At 52.8% G+C, this 21,266-nt stretch carries 17 protein-coding genes, 1 tRNA gene and 3 rRNA genes; 6 read left to right on the top strand and 15 right to left on the bottom strand.

Features of this window, described 5'->3' with window-relative positions:
* Positions 1-100: 100 nt before the first annotated feature.
* The 3 genes from dsbA to AAIE03_RS18185 are packed head-to-tail and all read right to left on the bottom strand — an operon-like array spanning position 101 to position 2,063.
* The gene (gene dsbA / locus AAIE03_RS18195) at positions 101-730 is read right to left on the bottom strand and encodes a thiol:disulfide interchange protein DsbA (RefSeq protein WP_013027789.1); all 630 of its coding nucleotides are present in this window, start codon (positions 728-730) and stop codon (positions 101-103) included.
* Between the two features lie 25 nt (positions 731-755).
* Positions 756-1,742, bottom strand: a complete 987-nt coding sequence (locus AAIE03_RS18190) for a serine/threonine protein kinase (RefSeq protein ID WP_498563111.1) — start codon at positions 1,740-1,742, stop codon at positions 756-758.
* A gap of 45 nt (positions 1,743-1,787) precedes the next feature.
* Complete coding sequence (locus tag AAIE03_RS18185) at positions 1,788-2,063, bottom strand: YihD family protein (protein ID WP_013027791.1); 276 nt, start codon at positions 2,061-2,063, stop codon at positions 1,788-1,790.
* Positions 2,064-2,115: 52 nt separating this feature from the next.
* On the opposite strand from AAIE03_RS18185, the gene mobA reads away from it, so the two are divergent.
* Together mobA and mobB are read left to right on the top strand one after the other, a co-directional pair.
* Complete coding sequence (mobA, locus tag AAIE03_RS18180; protein ID WP_014604729.1) at positions 2,116-2,688, top strand: molybdenum cofactor guanylyltransferase MobA; 573 nt, start codon at positions 2,116-2,118, stop codon at positions 2,686-2,688.
* Positions 2,688-3,203 (top strand): molybdopterin-guanine dinucleotide biosynthesis protein MobB, encoded by a 516-nt coding sequence (gene mobB, locus AAIE03_RS18175; RefSeq protein ID WP_013027793.1) that lies wholly within the window; start codon positions 2,688-2,690, stop codon positions 3,201-3,203. The genes mobA and mobB overlap by 1 nt, the downstream gene beginning before the upstream one ends.
* A gap of 312 nt (positions 3,204-3,515) precedes the next feature.
* Here mobB and rrf read toward each other — a convergent pair.
* Positions 3,516-3,631, bottom strand: a 5S ribosomal RNA gene (rrf, locus tag AAIE03_RS18170).
* 10 nt (positions 3,632-3,641) lie between these two features.
* On the opposite strand from rrf, the gene AAIE03_RS18165 reads away from it, so the two are divergent.
* A complete protein-coding gene (locus AAIE03_RS18165) occupies positions 3,642-3,842 on the top strand; it encodes a hypothetical protein (protein ID WP_498563110.1) in 201 nt (66 codons plus the stop codon).
* Here the strand turns inward: AAIE03_RS18165 and AAIE03_RS18160 are convergent.
* The 3 genes from AAIE03_RS18160 to AAIE03_RS18150 all read right to left on the bottom strand — a co-directional run bounded on the left by AAIE03_RS18160 (position 3,841) and on the right by AAIE03_RS18150 (position 8,664).
* Positions 3,841-6,745 (bottom strand): 23S ribosomal RNA (locus AAIE03_RS18160). The two genes, AAIE03_RS18165 and AAIE03_RS18160, sit on opposite strands and share 2 nt — an antisense overlap.
* Positions 6,746-6,957: 212 nt before the next feature.
* Positions 6,958-7,032, bottom strand: a tRNA-Glu gene (locus AAIE03_RS18155).
* A gap of 90 nt (positions 7,033-7,122) precedes the next feature.
* Positions 7,123-8,664, bottom strand: a 16S ribosomal RNA gene (locus tag AAIE03_RS18150).
* Together the 16S, 23S and 5S rRNA genes with 1 tRNA gene alongside form the textbook arrangement of a ribosomal RNA operon.
* A 539-nt stretch (positions 8,665-9,203) precedes the next feature.
* On the opposite strand from AAIE03_RS18150, the gene mdtD reads away from it, so the two are divergent.
* Positions 9,204-10,604 carry a multidrug transporter subunit MdtD gene (gene mdtD / locus AAIE03_RS18145; protein ID WP_013023912.1) on the top strand — a complete coding sequence of 467 codons (1,401 nt, stop codon included), beginning with the start codon at positions 9,204-9,206 and terminating at the stop codon, positions 10,602-10,604.
* On the opposite strand, the gene rbsR is transcribed toward mdtD, so the two are convergent.
* The 7 genes from rbsR to AAIE03_RS18110 form a co-directional block, all read right to left on the bottom strand.
* The gene (gene rbsR, locus AAIE03_RS18140; protein WP_418888949.1) at positions 10,601-11,593 is read right to left on the bottom strand and encodes a ribose operon transcriptional repressor RbsR; all 993 of its coding nucleotides are present in this window, start codon (positions 11,591-11,593) and stop codon (positions 10,601-10,603) included. The genes mdtD and rbsR overlap by 4 nt on opposite strands.
* A 4-nt stretch (positions 11,594-11,597) precedes the next feature.
* Complete coding sequence (gene rbsK / locus AAIE03_RS18135) at positions 11,598-12,527, bottom strand: ribokinase (RefSeq protein WP_014594922.1); 930 nt, start codon at positions 12,525-12,527, stop codon at positions 11,598-11,600.
* A gap of 61 nt (positions 12,528-12,588) precedes the next feature.
* Positions 12,589-13,464, bottom strand: coding sequence for a ribose ABC transporter substrate-binding protein RbsB (gene rbsB, locus AAIE03_RS18130; RefSeq protein WP_026020887.1), 876 nt, complete (start codon positions 13,462-13,464; stop codon positions 12,589-12,591).
* A 26-nt stretch (positions 13,465-13,490) separates the two neighbouring features.
* Positions 13,491-14,462, bottom strand: a complete 972-nt coding sequence (gene rbsC, locus AAIE03_RS18125; protein ID WP_013023916.1) for a ribose ABC transporter permease — start codon at positions 14,460-14,462, stop codon at positions 13,491-13,493.
* Positions 14,459-15,967 carry a ribose ABC transporter ATP-binding protein RbsA gene (rbsA, locus tag AAIE03_RS18120; RefSeq protein WP_013023917.1) on the bottom strand — a complete coding sequence of 503 codons (1,509 nt, stop codon included), beginning with the start codon at positions 15,965-15,967 and terminating at the stop codon, positions 14,459-14,461. The genes rbsC and rbsA overlap by 4 nt, the downstream gene beginning before the upstream one ends.
* A gap of 7 nt (positions 15,968-15,974) precedes the next feature.
* On the bottom strand, positions 15,975-16,394 hold the full coding sequence (gene rbsD / locus AAIE03_RS18115) for a D-ribose pyranase (RefSeq protein WP_014594925.1): 420 nt from the start codon (positions 16,392-16,394) through the stop codon (positions 15,975-15,977).
* Positions 16,395-16,576: 182 nt separating this feature from the next.
* Positions 16,577-16,978, bottom strand: a complete 402-nt coding sequence (locus AAIE03_RS18110) for a YgiW/YdeI family stress tolerance OB fold protein (RefSeq protein WP_019104646.1) — start codon at positions 16,976-16,978, stop codon at positions 16,577-16,579.
* Between the two features lie 160 nt (positions 16,979-17,138).
* Between AAIE03_RS18110 and qseB the strand changes: the two genes are divergently transcribed.
* Entirely contained in the window at positions 17,139-17,810 is a 672-nt protein-coding gene (qseB, locus tag AAIE03_RS18105) for a quorum sensing response regulator transcription factor QseB (protein WP_028716096.1), read from the top strand.
* Positions 17,798-19,138 carry a quorum sensing histidine kinase QseC gene (gene qseC, locus AAIE03_RS18100; RefSeq protein WP_104932996.1) on the top strand — a complete coding sequence of 447 codons (1,341 nt, stop codon included), beginning with the start codon at positions 17,798-17,800 and terminating at the stop codon, positions 19,136-19,138. Before qseB ends, qseC begins: the two co-directional genes overlap by 13 nt.
* A 31-nt stretch (positions 19,139-19,169) precedes the next feature.
* Here qseC and kup read toward each other — a convergent pair whose 3' ends face one another.
* Positions 19,170-21,038, bottom strand: coding sequence for a low affinity potassium transporter Kup (kup, locus tag AAIE03_RS18095; RefSeq protein WP_014332974.1), 1,869 nt, complete (start codon positions 21,036-21,038; stop codon positions 19,170-19,172).
* Positions 21,039-21,266 lie beyond the last annotated feature (228 nt).

Raw genomic sequence — 21,266 nt, 5'->3', positions numbered from 1 at the left:
AAAAACTGTGCTTCTTCAACAGGTCAGCGATGGGCGCACAAATTACAAATGAAAACGCCAGCGTATGCTGGCGTTTTGCAAAAAACTCAGCGTAAAACGCTTATTTTTTCTCAACCAGGAACTTCACTACGTTGGCATAATCCGCCACGAAGTTCGCCATTGAGCTGGTATCCAGACCGCCGTTATTAACCATATATTTGCCGTTAATAAACATCGCTGGCACGCCGCGCAGATCAACGTCAGACGCCGCTTTTTGCTGCTGGGCAACAAGGGCTTTTACTGCAAAGCTGTTCCAGGCCGCATCGTACTGCTCAGAAGAAATGCCCGCTGCTTTGATGAATACGTCTTTCAGGCTGGCTGCATCCGTAATCGTCTGGCTTTTCTGAATGCCATCAAAAATAGGTGAAGTCACTTTATCTTCTACGCCCAGCGCCATCGCGACGGCCCACGCATGGGTGACAACGGGACCTAAGTCGCCGCCAAGGAAGTCAACGTGGTACTTCACCATCTTCGTATCGGCTGGCAGATTCTTTTTAACTGCATCACCGACATGGTAAATTTGCTCAAACTGGTAGCAGTGAGGGCAGAAAAAAGAGAAAAACTCCATGACCTGGGGTTCACCTGCAACAGGTTTAGGCAGGCTAACGTATTGTTTACCTTCAGTGAATTGTGCAGCAGATGCGCTGAACGCCAGCACCAAACCCATCAGTGCAAAAAATATTTTCTTCATTGGGGAAAACTCTCCTGACTTTTCATTAAAATTGCGGGGCCAGCTGCAACGGAGGTTCCCGTAACACCTTTTCCTGCTCGATAAACTGCAAAATTTGCCGGCGCCAGAAATCCTCATCCGTCATCCAGGGGAAAGCGCGCGGAAAAGCGGGATCCTGCCAGCGGCGCACGACCCAGGCCAGATAATAAATCATGCGCATAGCACGTAAAGGCTCAATCAGTGACAATTCGTTAATATCGAAGTCGCTGAATTCACTGTATGCGTCCAACAGAATATCCCACTGAATACGCTGTTCCTGTCTATCGCCACTTATTAACATCCACAGATCCTGAATAGCGGGACCGTTACGGGCATCATCAAGATCGACAAACAGCGGGCCATCGCGCCACAGAATATTGCCCGGGTGGCAATCACCATGTAAGCGTAGCGGCTGCCAGTCGCTATGCCAGCACTGCCGCAGCGTAATGCCAAGTTTATCGACAGCTTCCAGCAATGCTGGGCGGAGTGACGCAGGCACGAGCTCAGCCTTTGCCAGGACTTCTCGCGGCTGCTCCAGATATTCTTCCAGCCCTATGGATGGGCGTTGCTGAAACAGGCTTTTGCGGCCAGTTTGATGAATACGTCCCAGGAAACGGCCTACCCATTCCATCTGATCTTCGTTGTCGGTTTCATACTGCCGTCCACCCAGGCTGGAAAAGACCGCATAGTAAAAGCCAGCATGACGTTGCAGCGTATCGCCCTGCAAAACTAACGGCGCGGCAATCGGCACCTCATCATCCAGTAAATCCTGGGAAAACCGATGCTCTTCGGTGATCTGTTCTGCACTCCAGCGCTGAGGGCGATAAAACTTGGCCACATAGCGACGTTTTTCATCGTCGCTAAACTGATAAACCCGATTTTCATAGCTGTTCAGGGCGGTTAAACCGGAATCTACCCGTATGCCCGTTTCCCAAAGCGCATCCAACAGGACATCAGGATTGAGTGTCTGGAAGTTAAAGGCGGCATCACTCATGGTTATCCCTGTGCTTATCTTTACGGTTAATGGCCAAGGATAACACTACTCGTCATTTTTGATGACACCACGTGCACGTAGCAGGGCGGTTTTAAAATCGACTTCATAATCTTTTTTCAAGCCTGGAATCTGATCGTCGCTGGCTGAATCACGCATTTTTAGATGATAAATCAATACGTCATCGCTTAATTCACTTAATGGGCCAATGAAACCAGACTCGTGGGCCAGTTTTTGTAAAAATGCCAACAGGTTAAGATCGGGCTCTTTCTCCCATGCCGGTTGCAGGAGTTCAAGCAGTTCAGTCAGCCGATGGGTTTTCATAATGATTCCTCAATGCAGGTGATTCACGTCCAGAATGACACAAGGAGACAAGATGGCAGCATTTACCGGTGTAATCCTTGCTGGTGGACAAGGTAGCCGTATGGGCGGGCAGGATAAAGGATTACTCATGATGCAGAGTAAACCCCTATACCAACACGTTCTACAGCGGTTGAGGCCGCAGGTAGACATTGTGTTAATAAGCGCTAACCGCAACATTGATCGTTATCAGCTAAGTGGTTATCAGGTCGTAACCGATTCAATCAAGGACTACCCAGGACCGCTTGCAGGTATGTTGAGCGGTTTACGGCACAGCCCCACTGATTGGGTGGCATTTTGTGCCTGTGATACACCTCAGATCCCCGGTGATTTTGTTGCGCGCCTCTGGCAGCAGCGTAACAACGCACCTGCTGTATGGGTGAAATCCTCCCAGCGGGATCATCCAACCCTGGCCTTGATGAATAAGGCGATTGCCGACGATCTGGAGACATGGTTGTTACGGGGGGAGCGCAGGCTTATGCAGTTTATGCGTGAGCATGGTGGGCACCCGGTTTTATTTAGCGATCCAGAGTCAGCGTTCAGCAACATCAATACGCCTGACGACCTTGTGGAGCAGGAGAAATCATAATGTGTGTTCCGTTGTTGGCCATTGTCGCCTGGAGTGGGACCGGTAAAACCACACTACTCGAGCAAGTTATACCCTTGTTAAGGGCGCAGGAGATACGTGCAGGATTAATTAAGCATACCCACCATGACATGGACGTAGATACGCCAGGCAAGGACAGTTATCGACTGCGCCAGGCCGGAGCCGATCAGGTTATTGTCGCCAGCGACAGGCGTTGGGCACTCATGTGTGAAACGCCTGAGCAGCCTGTCAGCTTAATGGCGTTAGTGGGACGAATGGACAGCGAACAGCTGGATGTAGTGTTAGTCGAAGGATTTAAAGATGAGCCAGTCGCCAAAATTGTGCTTTGGCGCTCGGGTATTAAAGGTGAGCTAGCAGCACTGCTGGATGAGAAGGTGGTGGCTGTCGCCTGTGACGACACGACTTTAAACCTGAATGTGCCCGTTTTGAACATCAACCAGCCACAAGAAGTGGCCGCATTTATCCTGACATGGCTGGGTAAAAAGGCGCATAGCTGACAACACAATGGGTAGCGAGTGGATGATGCAGATCAGCAGCGTTCAGTAGAGGGTTTTCCCGTCTTCGAACGGCAAAGAAGGTGTAATTACCATCATCGTTAGAGCCTGTCTGCCGCGTACCAGATGACGTGCCTGTGTTTTACGTCGCTCCGCCACTGCACCCGTGCCTTGCTGCAGGTTCACCGTTGCCCGTTAAACGCCGGTAAAGGGATGCGTCCGGTCCGGAACGGCGCAGAGATGAGGGGTTATCTGCCAGATCGCAGACGTAAAAAAGCCCTGAACGTCAGTTCAGGGCTTCTTCACTTGTTTGATGCCTGGCAGTTCCCTACTCTCGCATGGGGAGACCCCACACTACCATCGGCGCTACGGCGTTTCACTTCTGAGTTCGGCATGGGGTCAGGTGGGACCACCGCGCTAAGGCCGCCAGGCAAATTCTTTGTGCCGAAACGAATCTTTTACATCGTGACCGCGTTGCCATCGCTCAGCCACATCGGTCACATACTTCAGTATGCTCCCGCTGATGTCTTCGCGCTGCGCCCTGTCACGCCGCAAAATCTTTCGTTTCCGCAGATTCTTTATCCGGTAAACAATGCTGAAAATTTAAGTCGTCTCTCTACCAAAACGCCTCTGGCGTTGTAAGGTTAAGCCTCACGGGTCATTAGTACCGGTAAGCTCAACGCATCGCTGCGCTTACACACCCGGCCTATCAACGTCGTCGTCTTCAACGTCCCTTCAGGAGCCTTAAAGGCTCAGGGAGAACTCATCTCGGGGCAAGTTTCGTGCTTAGATGCTTTCAGCACTTATCTTTTCCGCACTTAGCTACCGGGCAGTGCCACTGGCGTGACAACCCGGACACCAGCGGTGCGTTCACTCCGGTCCTCTCGTACTAGGAGCAACCCCCCTCAATTCTCCAGCGCCCACGGCAGATAGGGACCGAACTGTCTCACGACGTTCTAAACCCAGCTCGCGTACCACTTTAAACGGCGAACAGCCGTACCCTTGGGACCTACTTCAGCCCCAGGATGTGATGAGCCGACATCGAGGTGCCAAACACCGCCGTCGATATGAACTCTTGGGCGGTATCAGCCTGTTATCCCCGGAGTACCTTTTATCCGTTGAGCGATGGCCCTTCCATTCAGAACCACCGGATCACTATGACCTGCTTTCGCACCTGCTCGAGCCGTCACTCTCGCAGTCAAGCTGGCTTATGCCATTGCACTAACCTCCTGATGTCCGACCAGGATTAGCCAACCTTCGTGCTCCTCCGTTACGCTTTGGGAGGAGACCGCCCCAGTCAAACTACCCACCAGACACTGTCCGCAGCCCGGATTACGGGCCTACGTTAGAACACCAAACATTAAAGGGTGGTATTTCAAGGCCGGCTCCACGCAGACTGGCGTCCACGCTTCAAAGCCTCCCACCTATCCTACACATCAAGGCTCAGTGTTCAGTGTCAAGCTGTAGTAAAGGTTCACGGGGTCTTTCCGTCTTGCCGCGGGTACACTGCATCTTCACAGCGATTTCAATTTCACTGAGTCTCGGGTGGAGACAGCCTGGCCATCATTACGCCATTCGTGCAGGTCGGAACTTACCCGACAAGGAATTTCGCTACCTTAGGACCGTTATAGTTACGGCCGCCGTTTACCGGGGCTTCGATCAAGAGCTTCTCCTTGCGGATAACCCCATCAATTAACCTTCCGGCACCGGGCAGGCGTCACACCGTATACGTCCACTTTCGTGTTTGCACAGTGCTGTGTTTTTAATAAACAGTTGCAGCCAGCTGGTATCTTCGACTGGCTTCAGCTCCGGGAGCAAGTCCCTTCACCTACGCGCCAGCGTGCCTTCTCCCGAAGTTACGGCACCATTTTGCCTAGTTCCTTCACCCGAGTTCTCTCAAGCGCCTTGGTATTCTCTACCTGACCACCTGTGTCGGTTTGGGGTACGATTTTGTGTTACCTGATGCTTAGAGGCTTTTCCTGGAAGCAGGGCATTTATCACTTCAGCACCGTAGTGCCTCGTCGTCACGCCTCAGTGTAAAGTGAACCGGATTTGCCTGGAACACACACCTACACGCTTAAACCGGGACAACCGTCGCCCGGCTGATATAGCCTTCTCCGTCCCCCCTTCGCAGTAACACCAAGTACAGGAATATTAACCTGTTTCCCATCGACTACGCCTTTCGGCCTCGCCTTAGGGGTCGACTCACCCTGCTCCGATTAACGTTGAACAGGAACCCTTGGTCTTCCGGCGACAAGGTTTTTCACCTTGTTTATCGTTACTTATGTCAGCATTCGCACTTCTGATACCTCCAGCATGCCTCACAGCACACCTTCGACGGCTTACAGAACGCTCCCCTACCCAACAACACATAGTGTCGCTGCCGCAGCTTCGGTGCATGGTTTAGCCCCGTTACATCTTCCGCGCAGGCCGACTCGACCAGTGAGCTATTACGCTTTCTTTAAATGATGGCTGCTTCTAAGCCAACATCCTGGCTGTCTGGGCCTTCCCACATCGTTTCCCACTTAACCATGACTTTGGGACCTTAGCTGGCGGTCTGGGTTGTTTCCCTCTTCACGACGGACGTTAGCACCCGCCGTGTGTCTCCCGTGATAACATTCTCCGGTATTCGCAGTTTGCATCGGGTTGGTAAGCCGGGATGGCCCCCTAGCCGAAACAGTGCTCTACCCCCGGAGATGAGTTCACGAGGCGCTACCTAAATAGCTTTCGGGGAGAACCAGCTATCTCCCGGTTTGATTGGCCTTTCACCCCCAGCCACAGGTCATCCGCTAATTTTTCAACATTAGTCGGTTCGGTCCTCCAGTTAGTGTTACCCAACCTTCAACCTGCCCATGGCTAGATCACCGGGTTTCGGGTCTATACCCTGCAACTTAACGCCCAGTTAAGACTCGGTTTCCCTGCGGCTCCCCTATACGGTTAACCTTGCTACAGAATATAAGTCGCTGACCCATTATACAAAAGGTACGCAGTCACCCCATAAAGAGGCTCCCACTGCTTGTACGTACACGGTTTCAGGTTCTGTTTCACTCCCCTCGCCGGGGTTCTTTTCGCCTTTCCCTCACGGTACTGGTTCACTATCGGTCAGTCAGGAGTATTTAGCCTTGGAGGATGGTCCCCCCATATTCAGACAGGATACCACGTGTCCCGCCTTACTCATCGAACTCACAGCCTGTGCACCTTTGTGTACGGGAGTATCACCCTGTACCCTGCGACTTTCCAGACGCTTCCACTGATGCACAAGCTGATGATGGTTCTGGGCTCCTCCCCGTTCGCTCGCCGCTACTGGGGGAATCTCGGTTGATTTCTTTTCCTCGGGGTACTTAGATGTTTCAGTTCCCCCGGTTCGCCTCATACAGCTATGTATTCACTGCATGATAGTGTGTCGAAACACACTGGGTTTCCCCATTCGGGTATCGCCGGTTATTGCGGTTCATATCACCTTACCGGCGCTTATCGCAGATTAGCACGCCCTTCATCGCCTCTGACTGCCAGGGCATCCACCGTGTACGCTTAGTCGCTTAACCTCACAACCCACAGGCGTTTTACGCTGCGTGTCGTGAGCTTTTGAGAGACTCGAACACACCGTCATCATTCTTTATTACGGAAGAATGCGACGCTGTGTCGTTTCAAATTTTCAGCTTGTTCCGGATTGTTAAAGAGCAAATATCTCAAACGTGACCCTGAGGCCAGTTTTGAGATACTTCGTGGAGACACCTTTCACCTGTCACCAAGCAAGTGGCGTCCCCTAGGGGATTCGAACCCCTGTTGCCGCCGTGAAAGGGCGGAGTCCTAACCGCTAGACGAAGGGGACACTGACGTGTCTCGACTTCGCAGCCGTCTTGCTTCTTTATCTTTCTATCAGACAATCTGTGTGAGCACTTCGCGGGAAAGTATCTTCAGGTAAGGAGGTGATCCAACCGCAGGTTCCCCTACGGTTACCTTGTTACGACTTCACCCCAGTCATGAATCACAAAGTGGTAAGCGCCCTCCCGAAGGTTAAGCTACCTACTTCTTTTGCAACCCACTCCCATGGTGTGACGGGCGGTGTGTACAAGGCCCGGGAACGTATTCACCGTGGCATTCTGATCCACGATTACTAGCGATTCCGACTTCACGGAGTCGAGTTGCAGACTCCGATCCGGACTACGACGCACTTTATGAGGTCCGCTTGCTCTCGCGAGGTCGCTTCTCTTTGTATGCGCCATTGTAGCACGTGTGTAGCCCTACTCGTAAGGGCCATGATGACTTGACGTCATCCCCACCTTCCTCCGGTTTATCACCGGCAGTCTCCTTTGAGTTCCCGACCGAATCGCTGGCAACAAAGGATAAGGGTTGCGCTCGTTGCGGGACTTAACCCAACATTTCACAACACGAGCTGACGACAGCCATGCAGCACCTGTCTCACGGTTCCCGAGGGCACTAAGGCATCTCTGCCAAATTCCGTGGATGTCAAGAGTAGGTAAGGTTCTTCGCGTTGCATCGAATTAAACCACATGCTCCACCGCTTGTGCGGGCCCCCGTCAATTCATTTGAGTTTTAACCTTGCGGCCGTACTCCCCAGGCGGTCGACTTAACGCGTTAGCTCCGGAAGCCACTCCTCAAGGGAACAACCTCCAAGTCGACATCGTTTACGGCGTGGACTACCAGGGTATCTAATCCTGTTTGCTCCCCACGCTTTCGCACCTGAGCGTCAGTCTTCGTCCAGGGGGCCGCCTTCGCCACCGGTATTCCTCCAGATCTCTACGCATTTCACCGCTACACCTGGAATTCTACCCCCCTCTACGAGACTCAAGCCTGCCAGTTTCAAATGCAGTTCCCAGGTTAAGCCCGGGGATTTCACATCTGACTTAACAGACCGCCTGCGTGCGCTTTACGCCCAGTAATTCCGATTAACGCTTGCACCCTCCGTATTACCGCGGCTGCTGGCACGGAGTTAGCCGGTGCTTCTTCTGCGGGTAACGTCAATCAATGCGGTTATTAACCACATCGCCTTCCTCCCCGCTGAAAGTACTTTACAACCCGAAGGCCTTCTTCATACACGCGGCATGGCTGCATCAGGCTTGCGCCCATTGTGCAATATTCCCCACTGCTGCCTCCCGTAGGAGTCTGGACCGTGTCTCAGTTCCAGTGTGGCTGGTCATCCTCTCAGACCAGCTAGGGATCGTCGCCTAGGTGGGCCGTTACCCCGCCTACTAGCTAATCCCATCTGGGTTCATCCGATAGTGAGAGGCCCGAAGGTCCCCCTCTTTGGTCTTGCGACGTTATGCGGTATTAGCCACCGTTTCCAGTGGTTATCCCCCTCTATCGGGCAGATCCCCAGACATTACTCACCCGTCCGCCACTCGTCACCCGAGGAGCAAGCTCCTCTGTGCTACCGTCCGACTTGCATGTGTTAGGCCTGCCGCCAGCGTTCAATCTGAGCCATGATCAAACTCTTCAATTTAAAGTTTGATTTGCTTAAACAAGTTAAGCGGTGCTCATCTGTAAAACGTCATAATGAATTTCATTATGTGTTCACTCGTGAGGCTTTGATATTTTTTACGTCCGGAGACGCTGATATCAATCCTGCGAGTGCCCACACAGATTGTCTGATAAATTGTTAAAGAGCAGTGCGAACAGCGGGTTAACCGTCTGTCGCGAGGTGGCGTATATTACGCTTTCCTCCTTCAGAGTCAACCTCTTTTTCAGAAGTTTTTCTCCGGCGGAAACTCCTGGGAGCCTCCTGCTGAACACCGCGTTACGTAAGCCGTTGTGCCGTGTCAGTGGAGGCGCATTATAGGGAGTTCTTTCTGAGTGACAAGCATTAATTATAAAAAAATGACTGAGCGGTTTATTTTTAAACGAACGAGGTAAAAAGCACCACTTCCTGCCTAAACAACGCACGGAAATCACCACGTAGTCTTTGAAAGAGGCGTATTGTGCATTTCTGCCAATGCTATTCTTCTTCATTATCTTTGCTGAAAACATTACGAAGGACGCTCAATGATTAAATCCGCGCGCAGTATGGCTGGTCTGCCATGGATTGCCGCTATGGCATTCTTTATGCAGTCACTGGATGCCACGATATTGAACACAGCCCTGCCCGCGATCGCCACCAGTCTTGACCGTTCCCCGCTTGCCATGCAGTCCGCCGTCATCAGCTACACCTTAACCGTTGCCATGCTTATCCCCGTCAGCGGCTGGCTTGCAGATCGTTACGGCACACGCAAAATCTTCATGATTGCCGTTTCGCTCTTTACCCTTGGCTCGTTAGCCTGCGCCTTGTCGCCTTCTTTATCTGTTCTGGTTACCTCCCGTGTCATTCAGGGCGTTGGTGGTGCCATGATGATGCCGGTAGCGCGCCTGGCACTCTTGCGCGCCTATCCGCGCAGTGAACTCTTACCCATCCTTAACTTTGTGACGATGCCGGGGTTAGTGGGGCCGATCCTGGGGCCGCTGTTGGGCGGTGTAATGGTGACGTATGCCACCTGGCACTGGATATTCCTGATTAACATCCCTATTGGCATACTGGGCATATTCTATGCGCGTAAATATATGCCTGACTTTACTACGCCTAAACGCCGCTTCGACTTTCTGGGCTTTTTACTCTTCGGCATCGGGTTGGTGATGATCTCCACCGGGATAGAGCTGTTTGGTGAGCGTATCGTCTCGCCCTGGATTGCGGCCGGGGTATTGTGTGGCGGTGTTGTGTTATTGCTTCTTTATATTGCGCACGCCCGACGTCACCCCTCTCCCCTTATTAATCTGCCAATGTTTAAGACCCGCACCTTCTCGGTAGGTATCATTGGCAACATCGCCTCGCGGCTTGGTACAGGCTGTGTGCCGTTTTTGATGCCGCTGATGCTTCAGGTGGGTTTCGGTTACTCGGCTATTCTGGCGGGATGCATGATGGCGCCCACGGCCGTAGGATCTATTCTGGCAAAACAAAGCGTGACGCAGCTGCTGCGCTGGTTTGGTTATCGCCGCTTGCTGGTCAGCATTACGGTGATTATCGGGTTCATGATTGCCAGCTTTTCACTGCAGTCACCTTCTGAAAGCATCGCATTATTATTGATACCGCTCTTTCTGCTGGGTATGGCGATGTCCACCCAGTTTACGGCGATGAATACTATTACGCTGGCTGATTTAGATGACGACAACGCCAGTGGCGGCAATAGCGTGCTAGCCGTGACACAACAACTGGCGATCAGTTTCGGTGTAGCGGTCAGCGCTGCTGTACTGCGTTTTTATCAGGAGTTTGATAGCACGACGGTAGAACAGTTCCATTCCACCTTCCTGACGATGGGCATCGTAACCGTGCTGTCGGCGCTAACATTTATGATGTTGCGCAATGGTGATGGACGTAACCTGATCAGCAATCGCGATAAAAAGAAAAAGGCTTAAACCGAGCCTCGCGGTACCAGCTCCGGCGTCAGTACCAGCGTTTGCTGGCTGACGTCGGGATTGCTCAGGCGGTGAATCAGCGTATCTATCGCCAGTTCGCCCAGTTCATCTTTAGGTTGATGAATAGTACTCAGCGGCGGTGACATATAGCGAGCCAGTTCAATATCGTCATATCCCATCACCGCCATATCCTGTGGAATCTGCAGTCCGGCCTGATGCAATGCGTGATAAACGCCAACCGCCATCGCGTCGTTGCTGGTAAAAACAGCATGCGGCGGCGTTTCCAGCGCCAGCAATTCAAACATTGCGTTGTAGCCGCCTGAAAACTCAAAGTCGCCACTGACAACATATTCTGGCGGAACATGCAGACCGCTTTTCTGCATCGCCTGGTAATAACCTTCCAGTCGCATGCGTGCAGGTGTTTTATCAAGCGGCCCAGAAATACAGGCAATACGCGAGTAGCCACTGTCAATTAGGTGCTGCGTGGCCAGCTCTCCCCCTAACAACGCGTTATCCTGAATAATATCGCCATGGCCTTCAAAAGGTGCCCAGTCCATCATCACCGTTGGGATAGAAGGATAACGATTAAGGATTTCGGCCGAAGGCAGATGACTCTCGGTACACATGATAAGCAAGCCATCAACGCGCTTTTGCAGCAGCGTTTCCAGGCTATGATTCATGCGCGCTTCGTCGCCAGCGGTATTACAAAGAATCAGACTGTATCCCCGCTCATAGCAACTGTCTTCCACCCCACGCACGACTTCTGCATAAAAAGGGTTGCTACTGGCAGTCAGCAGCATGCCGATGGTATTGGTTTGGTTAAGCTTGAGGCTACGCGCTAATGCCGACGGCGCGTAGTTGAGTTCGCGGATCGCCTGTTCAATTTTTTCACGCACGCCGTCACTGACAAAACGGTTCTTGTTGATGACGTGTGAAACCGTTGAAGTTGAGACACCCGCCAGTCGGGCGACATCTTTCATCGTAGCCAAGCGCTTAACCCTGCTGCTGTAAAAAGTCGTCGATTTCCGCACGCCACGGTACAGAAGGCTGCGCACCTGAACGGGTTACCGCAATTGCCGCGGCGGCATGGGCAAAACGAACGGCATCATGCATGGCCTTACCTTCAAGTCGCGCAGTGATAAACGCACCGTTAAAGGTATCGCCAGCAGCAATGGTGTCGACCGCGTTGACCTCAAAGCCGGCAATACGTTGTCCCTTCCCATTTTCACTGAGCCAGACGCCACGGCGTCCCAGGGTAATCAAAACGGTAGCAATACCTTTTTCATGCAATGCGGCGGCGGCACGTGCTGCATCATCATCATTATTTACCGCAATACCGGTCAGAATTTCAGCTTCAGTTTCATTCGGCGTAATGATGTCGATAAGCGCTAACAAATCATCAGACAGTTTCGTTGCCGGAGCAGGATTTAAAATCACGCGGGTCTGATGCTGTCTGGCCAACGTCGCCGCAGCCAAAACGCTGTCCAGGGGCGATTCCAACTGCATCAGTAAGGCATCCGCCTGGGCAATGACCTGCTGGTGACGTTCAACATACTGCGGCGTCAATGCCGCGTTGGCGCCGGAATAGATGCCAATGTTATTTTCGCCTTCGCCATTCACGAAAATCATCGCCACACCCGTAGATTCACCCTCGACGGCTTCTACTGGATGCGTATCAATATTGTCCTGCGCGAGCTGCTGGCAAATACGTTCGCCAATGTCATCAGCGCCAACACAGGCTATAAAAGCGATATTCGCACCCGCACGACCCGCGGCAACCGCCTGATTCGCGCCTTTACCGCCAAACGCAATCTGGTATTTCTGCCCGATCACCGTTTCGCCAGGGCGGGGAAAATGAGCCAGATTAAGGATGTGGTCAGCATTAATGCTACCGAGAACGGCCAGTTTTGCGTTTTTGCTCATTGGAGGAGTCCGAAATAAGTGCGCCACCGACGGGTGGCGCAATGCCCTGCTTTTCTTTGATTTATTTGGTAACCAGTTTCAGATCGACCGGATTGACCGCCTGCACTTTTTCACCTTTCAGCACTTTATCAGCAGTCTGAACGCCGATCATGCCAATTTTCTCTGGCATCTGAGCCACGGTTGCGGCCAGCTTGCCACCTTCAACGGCTTTCACGCCATCAGGTGTGCCATCGAAACCGACGACCATCACATCGGTTTTGCCTGCAGTTTGCAGTGCACGCAGCGCGCCCAGTGCCATTTCGTCATTCTGTGCAAACACCGCCTGAACATCCGGGTGCGCCTGCAGCAGGTTCTGCATAACGTTCAAACCCTTGGTACGATCAAAGTCTGCCGGCTGGCTGGCCAGGATCTGGAATTTATGTGCGTCAGCAGCCTGTTTAAAACCTTCGCCACGTTCACGCGCAGCAGAGGTCCCTGCGATGCCTTCTAACTCGATCACTTTCGCGTTATCACCCAGTTTACGTGCGATGTAGTCACCCGCCATCTTGCCGCCAAAGCGGTTGTCAGATGCAACGTGACTGACTACCGTACCCTGTGCAGCTACGCGGTCCAGGGTGATCACCGGGATCTTCGCCTGGTTAGCCATTTTGATGGCGTTGCCGACAGCGTCAGAATCGGTCGGGTTAATCAACAGCACTTTCGTCCCGCGCACGGTTAAGTCCTGAACGTTAGCCAGTTCTTTTGCCGGGTTGTTCTGTGAATCCAGCACGACCAGGTTGTAGCCCAGTTTATCGGCTTCTTTCTGTGCGCCGTCTTTCAGTGAAACGAAGAACGGGTTGTTCAGCGTAGAGATAACTAAGGCAATGGTATCTTTAGCCATTGCGCTGGCGCTGAGCGTTGCACCAAGGATCACAGCTAATGCAGTTAACTTTTTCATCATTTTATCCTGTATTAAGGTCTGAGTTATTTGCTGCTTTTATTGTCCACCAGCACCGCCAGCAGAATGACTACCGCTTTTACGATCATCTGGTAATACGACGATACACCCATCAGATTTAAACCATTGTTCAAAAAGCCAAGGATTAATGCGCCAATTAAGGTGCCAACAATCCGGCCCTTACCTCCGGCCAGGCTGGTACCGCCTAATACAACGGCGGCAATCGCATCCAGTTCATAGCCTGTTCCGGCTGTCGGCTGCGCGGACGAAAGACGGGCGACTTCGATAGAACCCGCCAGCGCCGCCAGCATGCCAGACAGTGAATAAACAATGACTTTGACCCGATTGACGTTGATACCGGAGAGACGTGTTGCGGCTTCATTCCCCCCCAGTGCATAGATGTAGCGGCCCAACCGCGTGTGGTGCAGCATGTACCAGGCCGCCACGAACACCAGCACCATCAGCCATACGGGTGTAGGAATCCCCAACGGACGACCAATACCAAACCAGCCGAACAGATCGGCATTGTCATTAAAGCCGGTATTCACAGGGCTGCCGTTGGTATAAACCATGGTGACACCGCGCAGTAACAGCATCATCACCAGCGTGGCGATAAAAGCCTGCACCTTACCGCGCGCGACAATGGTACCGGTCACCGCGCCAATGGCTGCGCCCAGCGCCAGCGAGGCCGCAACCGCAACAAAGGCATTCACCTCCATTCCCACCAGCGATGCCGCCACCGCACCTGTGAGCGCCAGTAGCGATCCCACAGAGAGATCGATACCTGACGTCAGAATAACCAGCGTCATGCCCACCGCCATAATGGCGTTGACCGATGTCTGCTGCAAAATGTTGAACAGGTTTGCCACGGTAAAGAAATTAGGGCTCTGGCTGGCGACCACGGCAATCAACACAATCAGCGCAATCAGCGACTTTTGCTCAAGCAGCCAGGCTTTGCTGAACCAGCGACGGTTAGACGGAACGGTCTGGGTGGTCATACAACTAAATCCTCACTGTGTTGCTTACCAACGGCTGCGGCCATCAGGCTTTCCTGGGTAGCGTCTTCACGGGTAAATTCGCCGCTTAAACGGCCTTCATGCATCACGACAATACGGTCACTCATGCCCAGAACTTCTGGCATTTCCGACGACACCAAAATAATGCTCAGCCCTTCTGCCTTAAACTGGTTAATGAGCTGATAGATCTCTTTTTTTGCCCCCACGTCAACACCGCGCGTCGGTTCATCGAGAATCAACACGTTGGGGCGCGTCATTAATCCGCGGGCAATCGCGACTTTCTGTTGATTACCGCCGGATAGCAGGCCAATCGGCTGCTCCATTGACGGGGTTTTAACGTTAAACAGACGGATAAAATCGCTGACGGCGAGCTGCTCTTCAGCGTGCCTGAGCCTGCCGCCCAAGTGACTGAAGTAGCGCAGTGCGGTCAAAGACATGTTCTCTTTGACTGACATGCCCAGCACCAGGCCATCGCGCTTACGGTCTTCCGAGATATACACGATGCCATTGGCAAGGCCATCCTGCGGTGAGCGGGTCACCACTTCACGTCCACTCAGCCAGATCTGCCCGGCGCTGCGGGGCGCAGCACCGTAGAGGATTTTCATCAGTTCGGTGCGCCCAGCGCCCATCAGGCCAGACACGCCAAGAATTTCACCTTTGCGCAGGGTAAACGAGACGTTATCGACGCCAGGCCCGCTGAGGTTTTCGACTTTAAGGCGCACGTCGCCAGGCGCCTCGTCCAGATGGGGATACTGATCTTCCAGCTTACGGCCCACCATCATCTCAATGAGGCTTTCTTCGCTCAGATCGCTGACGGCACGCTCAGCAATAAACTGACCATCACGGAACACCGTGACATCATCGCAAATCTCAAAAATCTCTTTCATGCGATGGGAGATATAGACGATGCCGCATCCCTGTGCTTTCAGCTCGTTGATAACGCGGAATAACGACAGGGTTTCGGTATCGGTCAGCGCGTCGGTCGGCTCATCCATAATGATGACTTTCGACTCAAAGCTCAGCACTTTAGCGATCTCGACCATTTGCTGATCGCCGATGGATAAATCGCCCACCAGTTTGTGGCTGTTAAAACGTAAATTCAGGCGCTTTAGCAGCGCGTCAGCTTCGGCATACATCCGTTTCCAGTTGATGCAGCCCAGGCCATTAACGAATTCGCGGCCAAGAAAAATGTTTTCCGCGACGGTTAACTGGGGGATCAGGTTAAGTTCCTGATGGATAATACCAATGCCCGCTTCCTGAGAAGCCTTGGGTCCGCTGAACGTCGTTTCTTCACCCAGCCACAACAGTGAACCGGCATCACGACTGTAAATGCCGGTAAGCACTTTCATCATGGTCGATTTGCCCGCGCCGTTTTCCCCCACCAGCGCCATGACGCGTCCCGGCCAGACTGACAACGATGCGCCATTCAGTGCTTTGACGCCCGGAAATGATTTTTCGATGCCTTTAAGCTGCAGTAACGGTTGCATAATGGCCTCAGAAGGTCACACCTGCGCTCAGGATGACATTCGCAAACGGAGAACACTCTCCGCTGCGAATGACCGCCTGACTACGCTGTGTTTGTTGTTTGAACTGTTCGTGACTGATGTAGTGGATACTAATGGTATTTCCCTGGTGCTGTTGCAATGCGTCGAGCACGGCGATCAGTTCGCTGTGGAGCTGCGGATTATGCTGCTTAATTTCTTCCGCGATAAAGGCGCTTTCCACCTGCATCTCATGCGTTACCGCTTCAACCACCTGCATAAATCCTGGCGTACCCGGTATCAGTGCCAGATCGATACGCTGCGTTTCTGCCGGAATCGGCAACCCCGCATCGGCGATCGTCAATGTATCCGTATGGCCCAGGCGGGCGATGACGTAAGAGAGTTCAGCGTTTAACAGGCGACCTTTTTTCATTTTTCCACTCCAGAGCGAAACGTTTCGCTTTCAGGAGTGTATAAAATGAAGGTTACAATTCAACCACTGAATAAGAAATTTGTGATCGCTATCGAAACGTTTCGCTGTTGCAGACCAGAATTTGAGTTAGGGGGCAGTCAGAAGGGAAAAATGGACCGCCTGGGCGGTCCATTGGGGCAGAATCAGGGCAACTTTTTGACCTGCTTGACGTCCAGCTCGATGCTGTTGAAATCTTTGTCCAGTTCCCCGGTCAGTTCAACACGGTCTTTGGGTGAAACAGTCAGCCCATTCCAGCGCTTATGATCGATTTCTACTTTCATCGTGCCGGTCTGATCACGGAACACGTAGTCTTCGTCACCAATCTGCTTTTCAAGCTGGCCACGAACGGTAATCCAGCTATCATCTTTCATCTCTTCAGCCTGTTTCACCGTTACAACACTGCTTTGATCGGTTTTGAAACCGCCCTGCTGCTGATGTGCGGCCGGCGCTGGCGCATTTGGATCAACAAATCCGCCTTGTTGTGCAGCAAAGACCGGCGCGGAAGCCAGCATGGTTACGGCTAATAGTGCAGCATACTTTTTCATTTTGTCACCTCTTGTCCATGAAGCAGTTAGGGTAGTGACTGTAGTAAAACATAGAGTTCTTAACAGGATCTTAAGGCAAAAATAAACGCAGTTTTTAGCCAAACTCACTGTACAACCCCCATTCGCCTTCGTATAAATCGCTTACTAAAAGGGAGAAGCGATGCGAATTTTACTGATTGAAGACGACCGCCTGATTGGAGACGGCATTAAAGCGGGACTCAGTAAGCTGGGATTCAGCGTTGACTGGTTTGTCTCTGGCGAGGCCGGTTTTCAGGCATTAACGGCGGCGCCGTGGGATGCGGTCGTACTCGATTTATCACTGCCTGAGCGTGACGGGCTGGACATATTGCGTCAATGGCGTCAGCAGGGGCACGATGTCCCGGTTCTTATCCTTACCGCCCGCGATGCGCTTGATCAACGCGTTGAAGGATTACAGATGGGGGCTGACGATTACCTGTGCAAACCCTTTGCCCTTACAGAAGTTGCCGCACGCTTACAGGCACTGATTCGCCGCCGCCACGGGCAATTCCAGCCCGAACTGCGTCATGGCGATGTAGTGTTGATTCCCGGTAATCTCAGCGTGGAAAGAAACGGCGAAAATATCGCGTTAAAAAGCCGTGAGCTGGCCCTGCTTGAGCTGTTTATGCGAAATCCGGATCGGGTACTGACGCGAAGCCAGCTCGAAGAAAAGCTCTATACCTGGGATACCGAAGTGTCGAGCAATGCGGTAGAAGTGCATATCCATCATCTGCGTAAAAAACTCGGTAACCGCTTTATCCGCACCATCCACGGCGTGGGCTATACGCTGGGGGAAAGCGAATGCGATCGATGAGTTTGTTTTTACGCCTTGGCATTGGCCTGGTGCTGATACTGGGCATTTGTTGGGGAGCGGCCACGCTCAGCGCCTGGTATAAAACACGTGACACCGTTAACGAGCTGTTTGATACGCAACAGATGCTGCTTGCTAAGCGCCTGCTGACCCTGGACTTCACGACGCTGAACGGCACGTCGCTGCCCAAAACGAAAAAGTTGCTGGATCACAATCGTGGCGAACAGGACGATGACGCGCTGGCTTTCGCGGTATTTGACCGGGAGGGAAAACAGGTCCTCAACGACGGTGATAATGGCAAAGATCTGCCCTTTAATGCGGATCATCAAGGTTTCCAGGATGGCCAGCTTAACGGGGATGACGATCTCTGGCGTTTTGTCTGGCTGACTACGCCCGATCAACGTTACCGCGTCGTGGTGGGTCAGGAATGGGAATACCGTGACGATATGGCAAAAGATCTGGTCGATGCCAGCATGTTGCCCTGGCTGATCTCATTACCTTTTATGTTGCTGATGTTAACGGGCCTGGTGTGGTATGAACTTCATCCGCTGAAGAAACTCAGCCACCAGCTTGCCGGGCGGGCACCTGACGATGATGCGCCCTTGCAGGCCGATCGCGTTCCCAAAGAGGTACGACCGTTAATTGACGCCCTGAACGGCCTGTTCAGCCGTATTCATACCATGATGCAGCGGGAACGCCGTTTTACCTCGGATGCCGCACACGAATTACGCAGCCCGCTCGCCGCACTGCGAGTGCAAAGCGAGGTCATTCAACTGGCCGCCGATGACGAGGCGATGCGCACTCACGCGCTGCAACAGCTGGATGCGGGTATTACCCGCGCCACTCGTCTGGTTGATCAGCTGCTTACCCTTTCCCGCATTGAAGCCGAGGATGTTCGCAATACGTTCCAGCCCGTCATGTTAAAAAAGGTGGCACAGGACACGCTGGCTTCACAGCTGCCACTGGCAGATAAGGCTGACATTACGTTGCGCCTTAACGCTGAAGCCGATCCGGTTATTTCGGGACACGCGTTGCTGCTGTCACTGCTGATCAGAAATCTGTTGGATAACGCTATCCGCTATACACCGCCGGGCAGCCGCGTTGACATCGTGCTCAGCCCGAATACGTTGCGGGTGGAGGATAACGGAAACAGTTTATCGGCAGCGGAGTTGCAGCGTTTAGGCGAACGTTTCTGGCGTCCGCCGGGGCAGGAGAAAAGCGGCAGTGGGCTGGGTTTATCGATCGTACGCAATATTGCCCAGTTGCACGGTATGTCGCTGCACTTCAGTCAACATCCCGGCGGCGGATTGTGCGTCACGCTGCACTGGTGAAACGCTGTGCCTGACAGGCAGGCACAGCCGTTTAAATCTCGACCTGCGTTCCCAGCTCGATAACCCGATTCGGCGGGATCTCAAACTGATCGGGCGCACGCAGCGCATTGCGTTGTAACGTCATAAACAGCTTGCCGCGCAGACGCAAATACCAGGGGCGTTTTCCAATGATCAGCGACTCATGGGACATAAAGAAAGAGGTCTCCATCATGCGGCAGTTAAGTCCTTCCAGGCCACAGCGGTGGAAAATCTCTTCAACGTTCGGCGTTTCACGCCAGCCGTAACTGGCTACCACGCGCCAGAAGGTGGGCGACAACTGCTCAATGGTGACGCGCCTGACGTTGTGTACGTATGGCGCATCTTCGGTACGCAGCGTTAACAGCACGACGCGCTCATGCAGCACCTTGTTATGCTTAAGGTTATGCAACATGGCAAAAGGAATCACGTTCAGCGCGCGAGACATGTAAACCGCAGTGCCGGGTACGCGAACAGGCGGTGACTTTTCCAGAGAAGCAATCATTGCTTCCAGGGAATTGCCGTGCTCATGCATGCGGCGCAGCAACCGAAAGCGTTCACTCTTCCAGGTTGTCATCACAATAAACATCATCAGCGCCAGCGTCAGGGGCAGCCAGCCGCCGGAGAAAATTTTAATCAGGTTGGCCGAGAACAGCGACACATCAATGCACAGCATCGCCACTAAAATCAGCCCCACCAGATAACGATTCCAGTGCCAGTTCAGTATCGCCACGGTCGCACACAGAATGGATGTCAGCACCATGGTGCCCGTGACCGCAATCCCGTAAGCCGCAGCCAGGTTACTCGAATGCTCAAAGCCGATGATGACAATCACGACAGAGAAATAAAGCAGCCAGTTAATCACGGGGATGTAGATCTGCCCCGACTCTTTTTCCGATGTATGGACGATGCGCATTGGCGGCAAATAACCCAGACGTACCGCCTGTCGGGTTAATGAGAAGACCCCGGAAATCACCGCCTGTGAAGCAATAACGGTGGCTAAGGTCGCCAGAATCAGCATGGGGATCAGCGCCCAGTCGGGAGCCAACAGGAAGAACGGGTTTTTAATCGCTTCCGGCTGCTTCAGTAACAGCGCGCCCTGACCAAAGTAGTTGAGCACCAGCGAAGGCAGCACCACCACAAACCATGCCAGCCGGATAGGGAATTTACCGAAGTGCCCCATGTCCGCATACAGCGCTTCGACGCCTGTAATTGCGAGCACCACCGCGCCGAGCGCAAAGAAGGAGACAGACTTGTATTCGACAAAAAAGTGCAGCGCCCAGTAAGGATTGAGCGCCTGCAATACTTCGGGATTATTGAGAATGCTGCGCGCACCCAACACGGCCAGGACAATAAACCACAACAGCATGACGGGCGCGAAGAGTTTACCCACGATGCCGGTCCCGTGTTTTTGAATGACAAACAACAGTGTCAGGACGGCGATGGCCATGGGCACGATGTAGCTATCGAGACTTGGCGCCGCAATTTCCAGACCTTCAATCGCCGACAGGACAGAAACCGCCGGGGTGATCACCACCTCGCCGTAGAAAAAACTGCCGCCAATCAGCCCCATAATCACCAGAATTGCGGTGGCTCGCCCGCCCGTATGTCGCCCCGCCAGGGACATCAGCGTCAAGATGCCGCCTTCTCCGGCATTGTCTGCGCGCATGACGTAGCTGATATATTTCAGCGATACCACCAGCACCAGCAGCCAGAAAATCAGCGAAAGAAAGCCAAAGACCGCATCCCGCTCCACGCCAAAGCCAAACTGCCCCGAAAGACATTCGCGTAAGGTATAAAGCGGGCTGGTGCCGATATCCCCGTAGACGACACCAATGGCAGCCAGCGTTAATCCGCCTAGTGAGTGCTTATTATCCGAGCTCATAAAATTATCTTTTGTTGGAGTCTGAGAGGCGCACAAGCCATCAAAAAGCGCACAGTATGCACGTATTCACAAAAATTCCTACACCGCCGTCCGGGTAACCGATGGTCATTCACTGTTTTTTGGTGCTGCATTAACATTTAAAGTCGCGCTGTCGAACCTTCTGAAACAAAAAAGCTGACATCGATTAACGCTTTCGCGCATCATACCCTATAGAGTATTGCGTTCGCT

Source organism: Pantoea sp. Ae19-2, from assembly GCF_059801205.1.
This window is presented reverse-complemented; position numbering and strand designations above follow the sequence as displayed.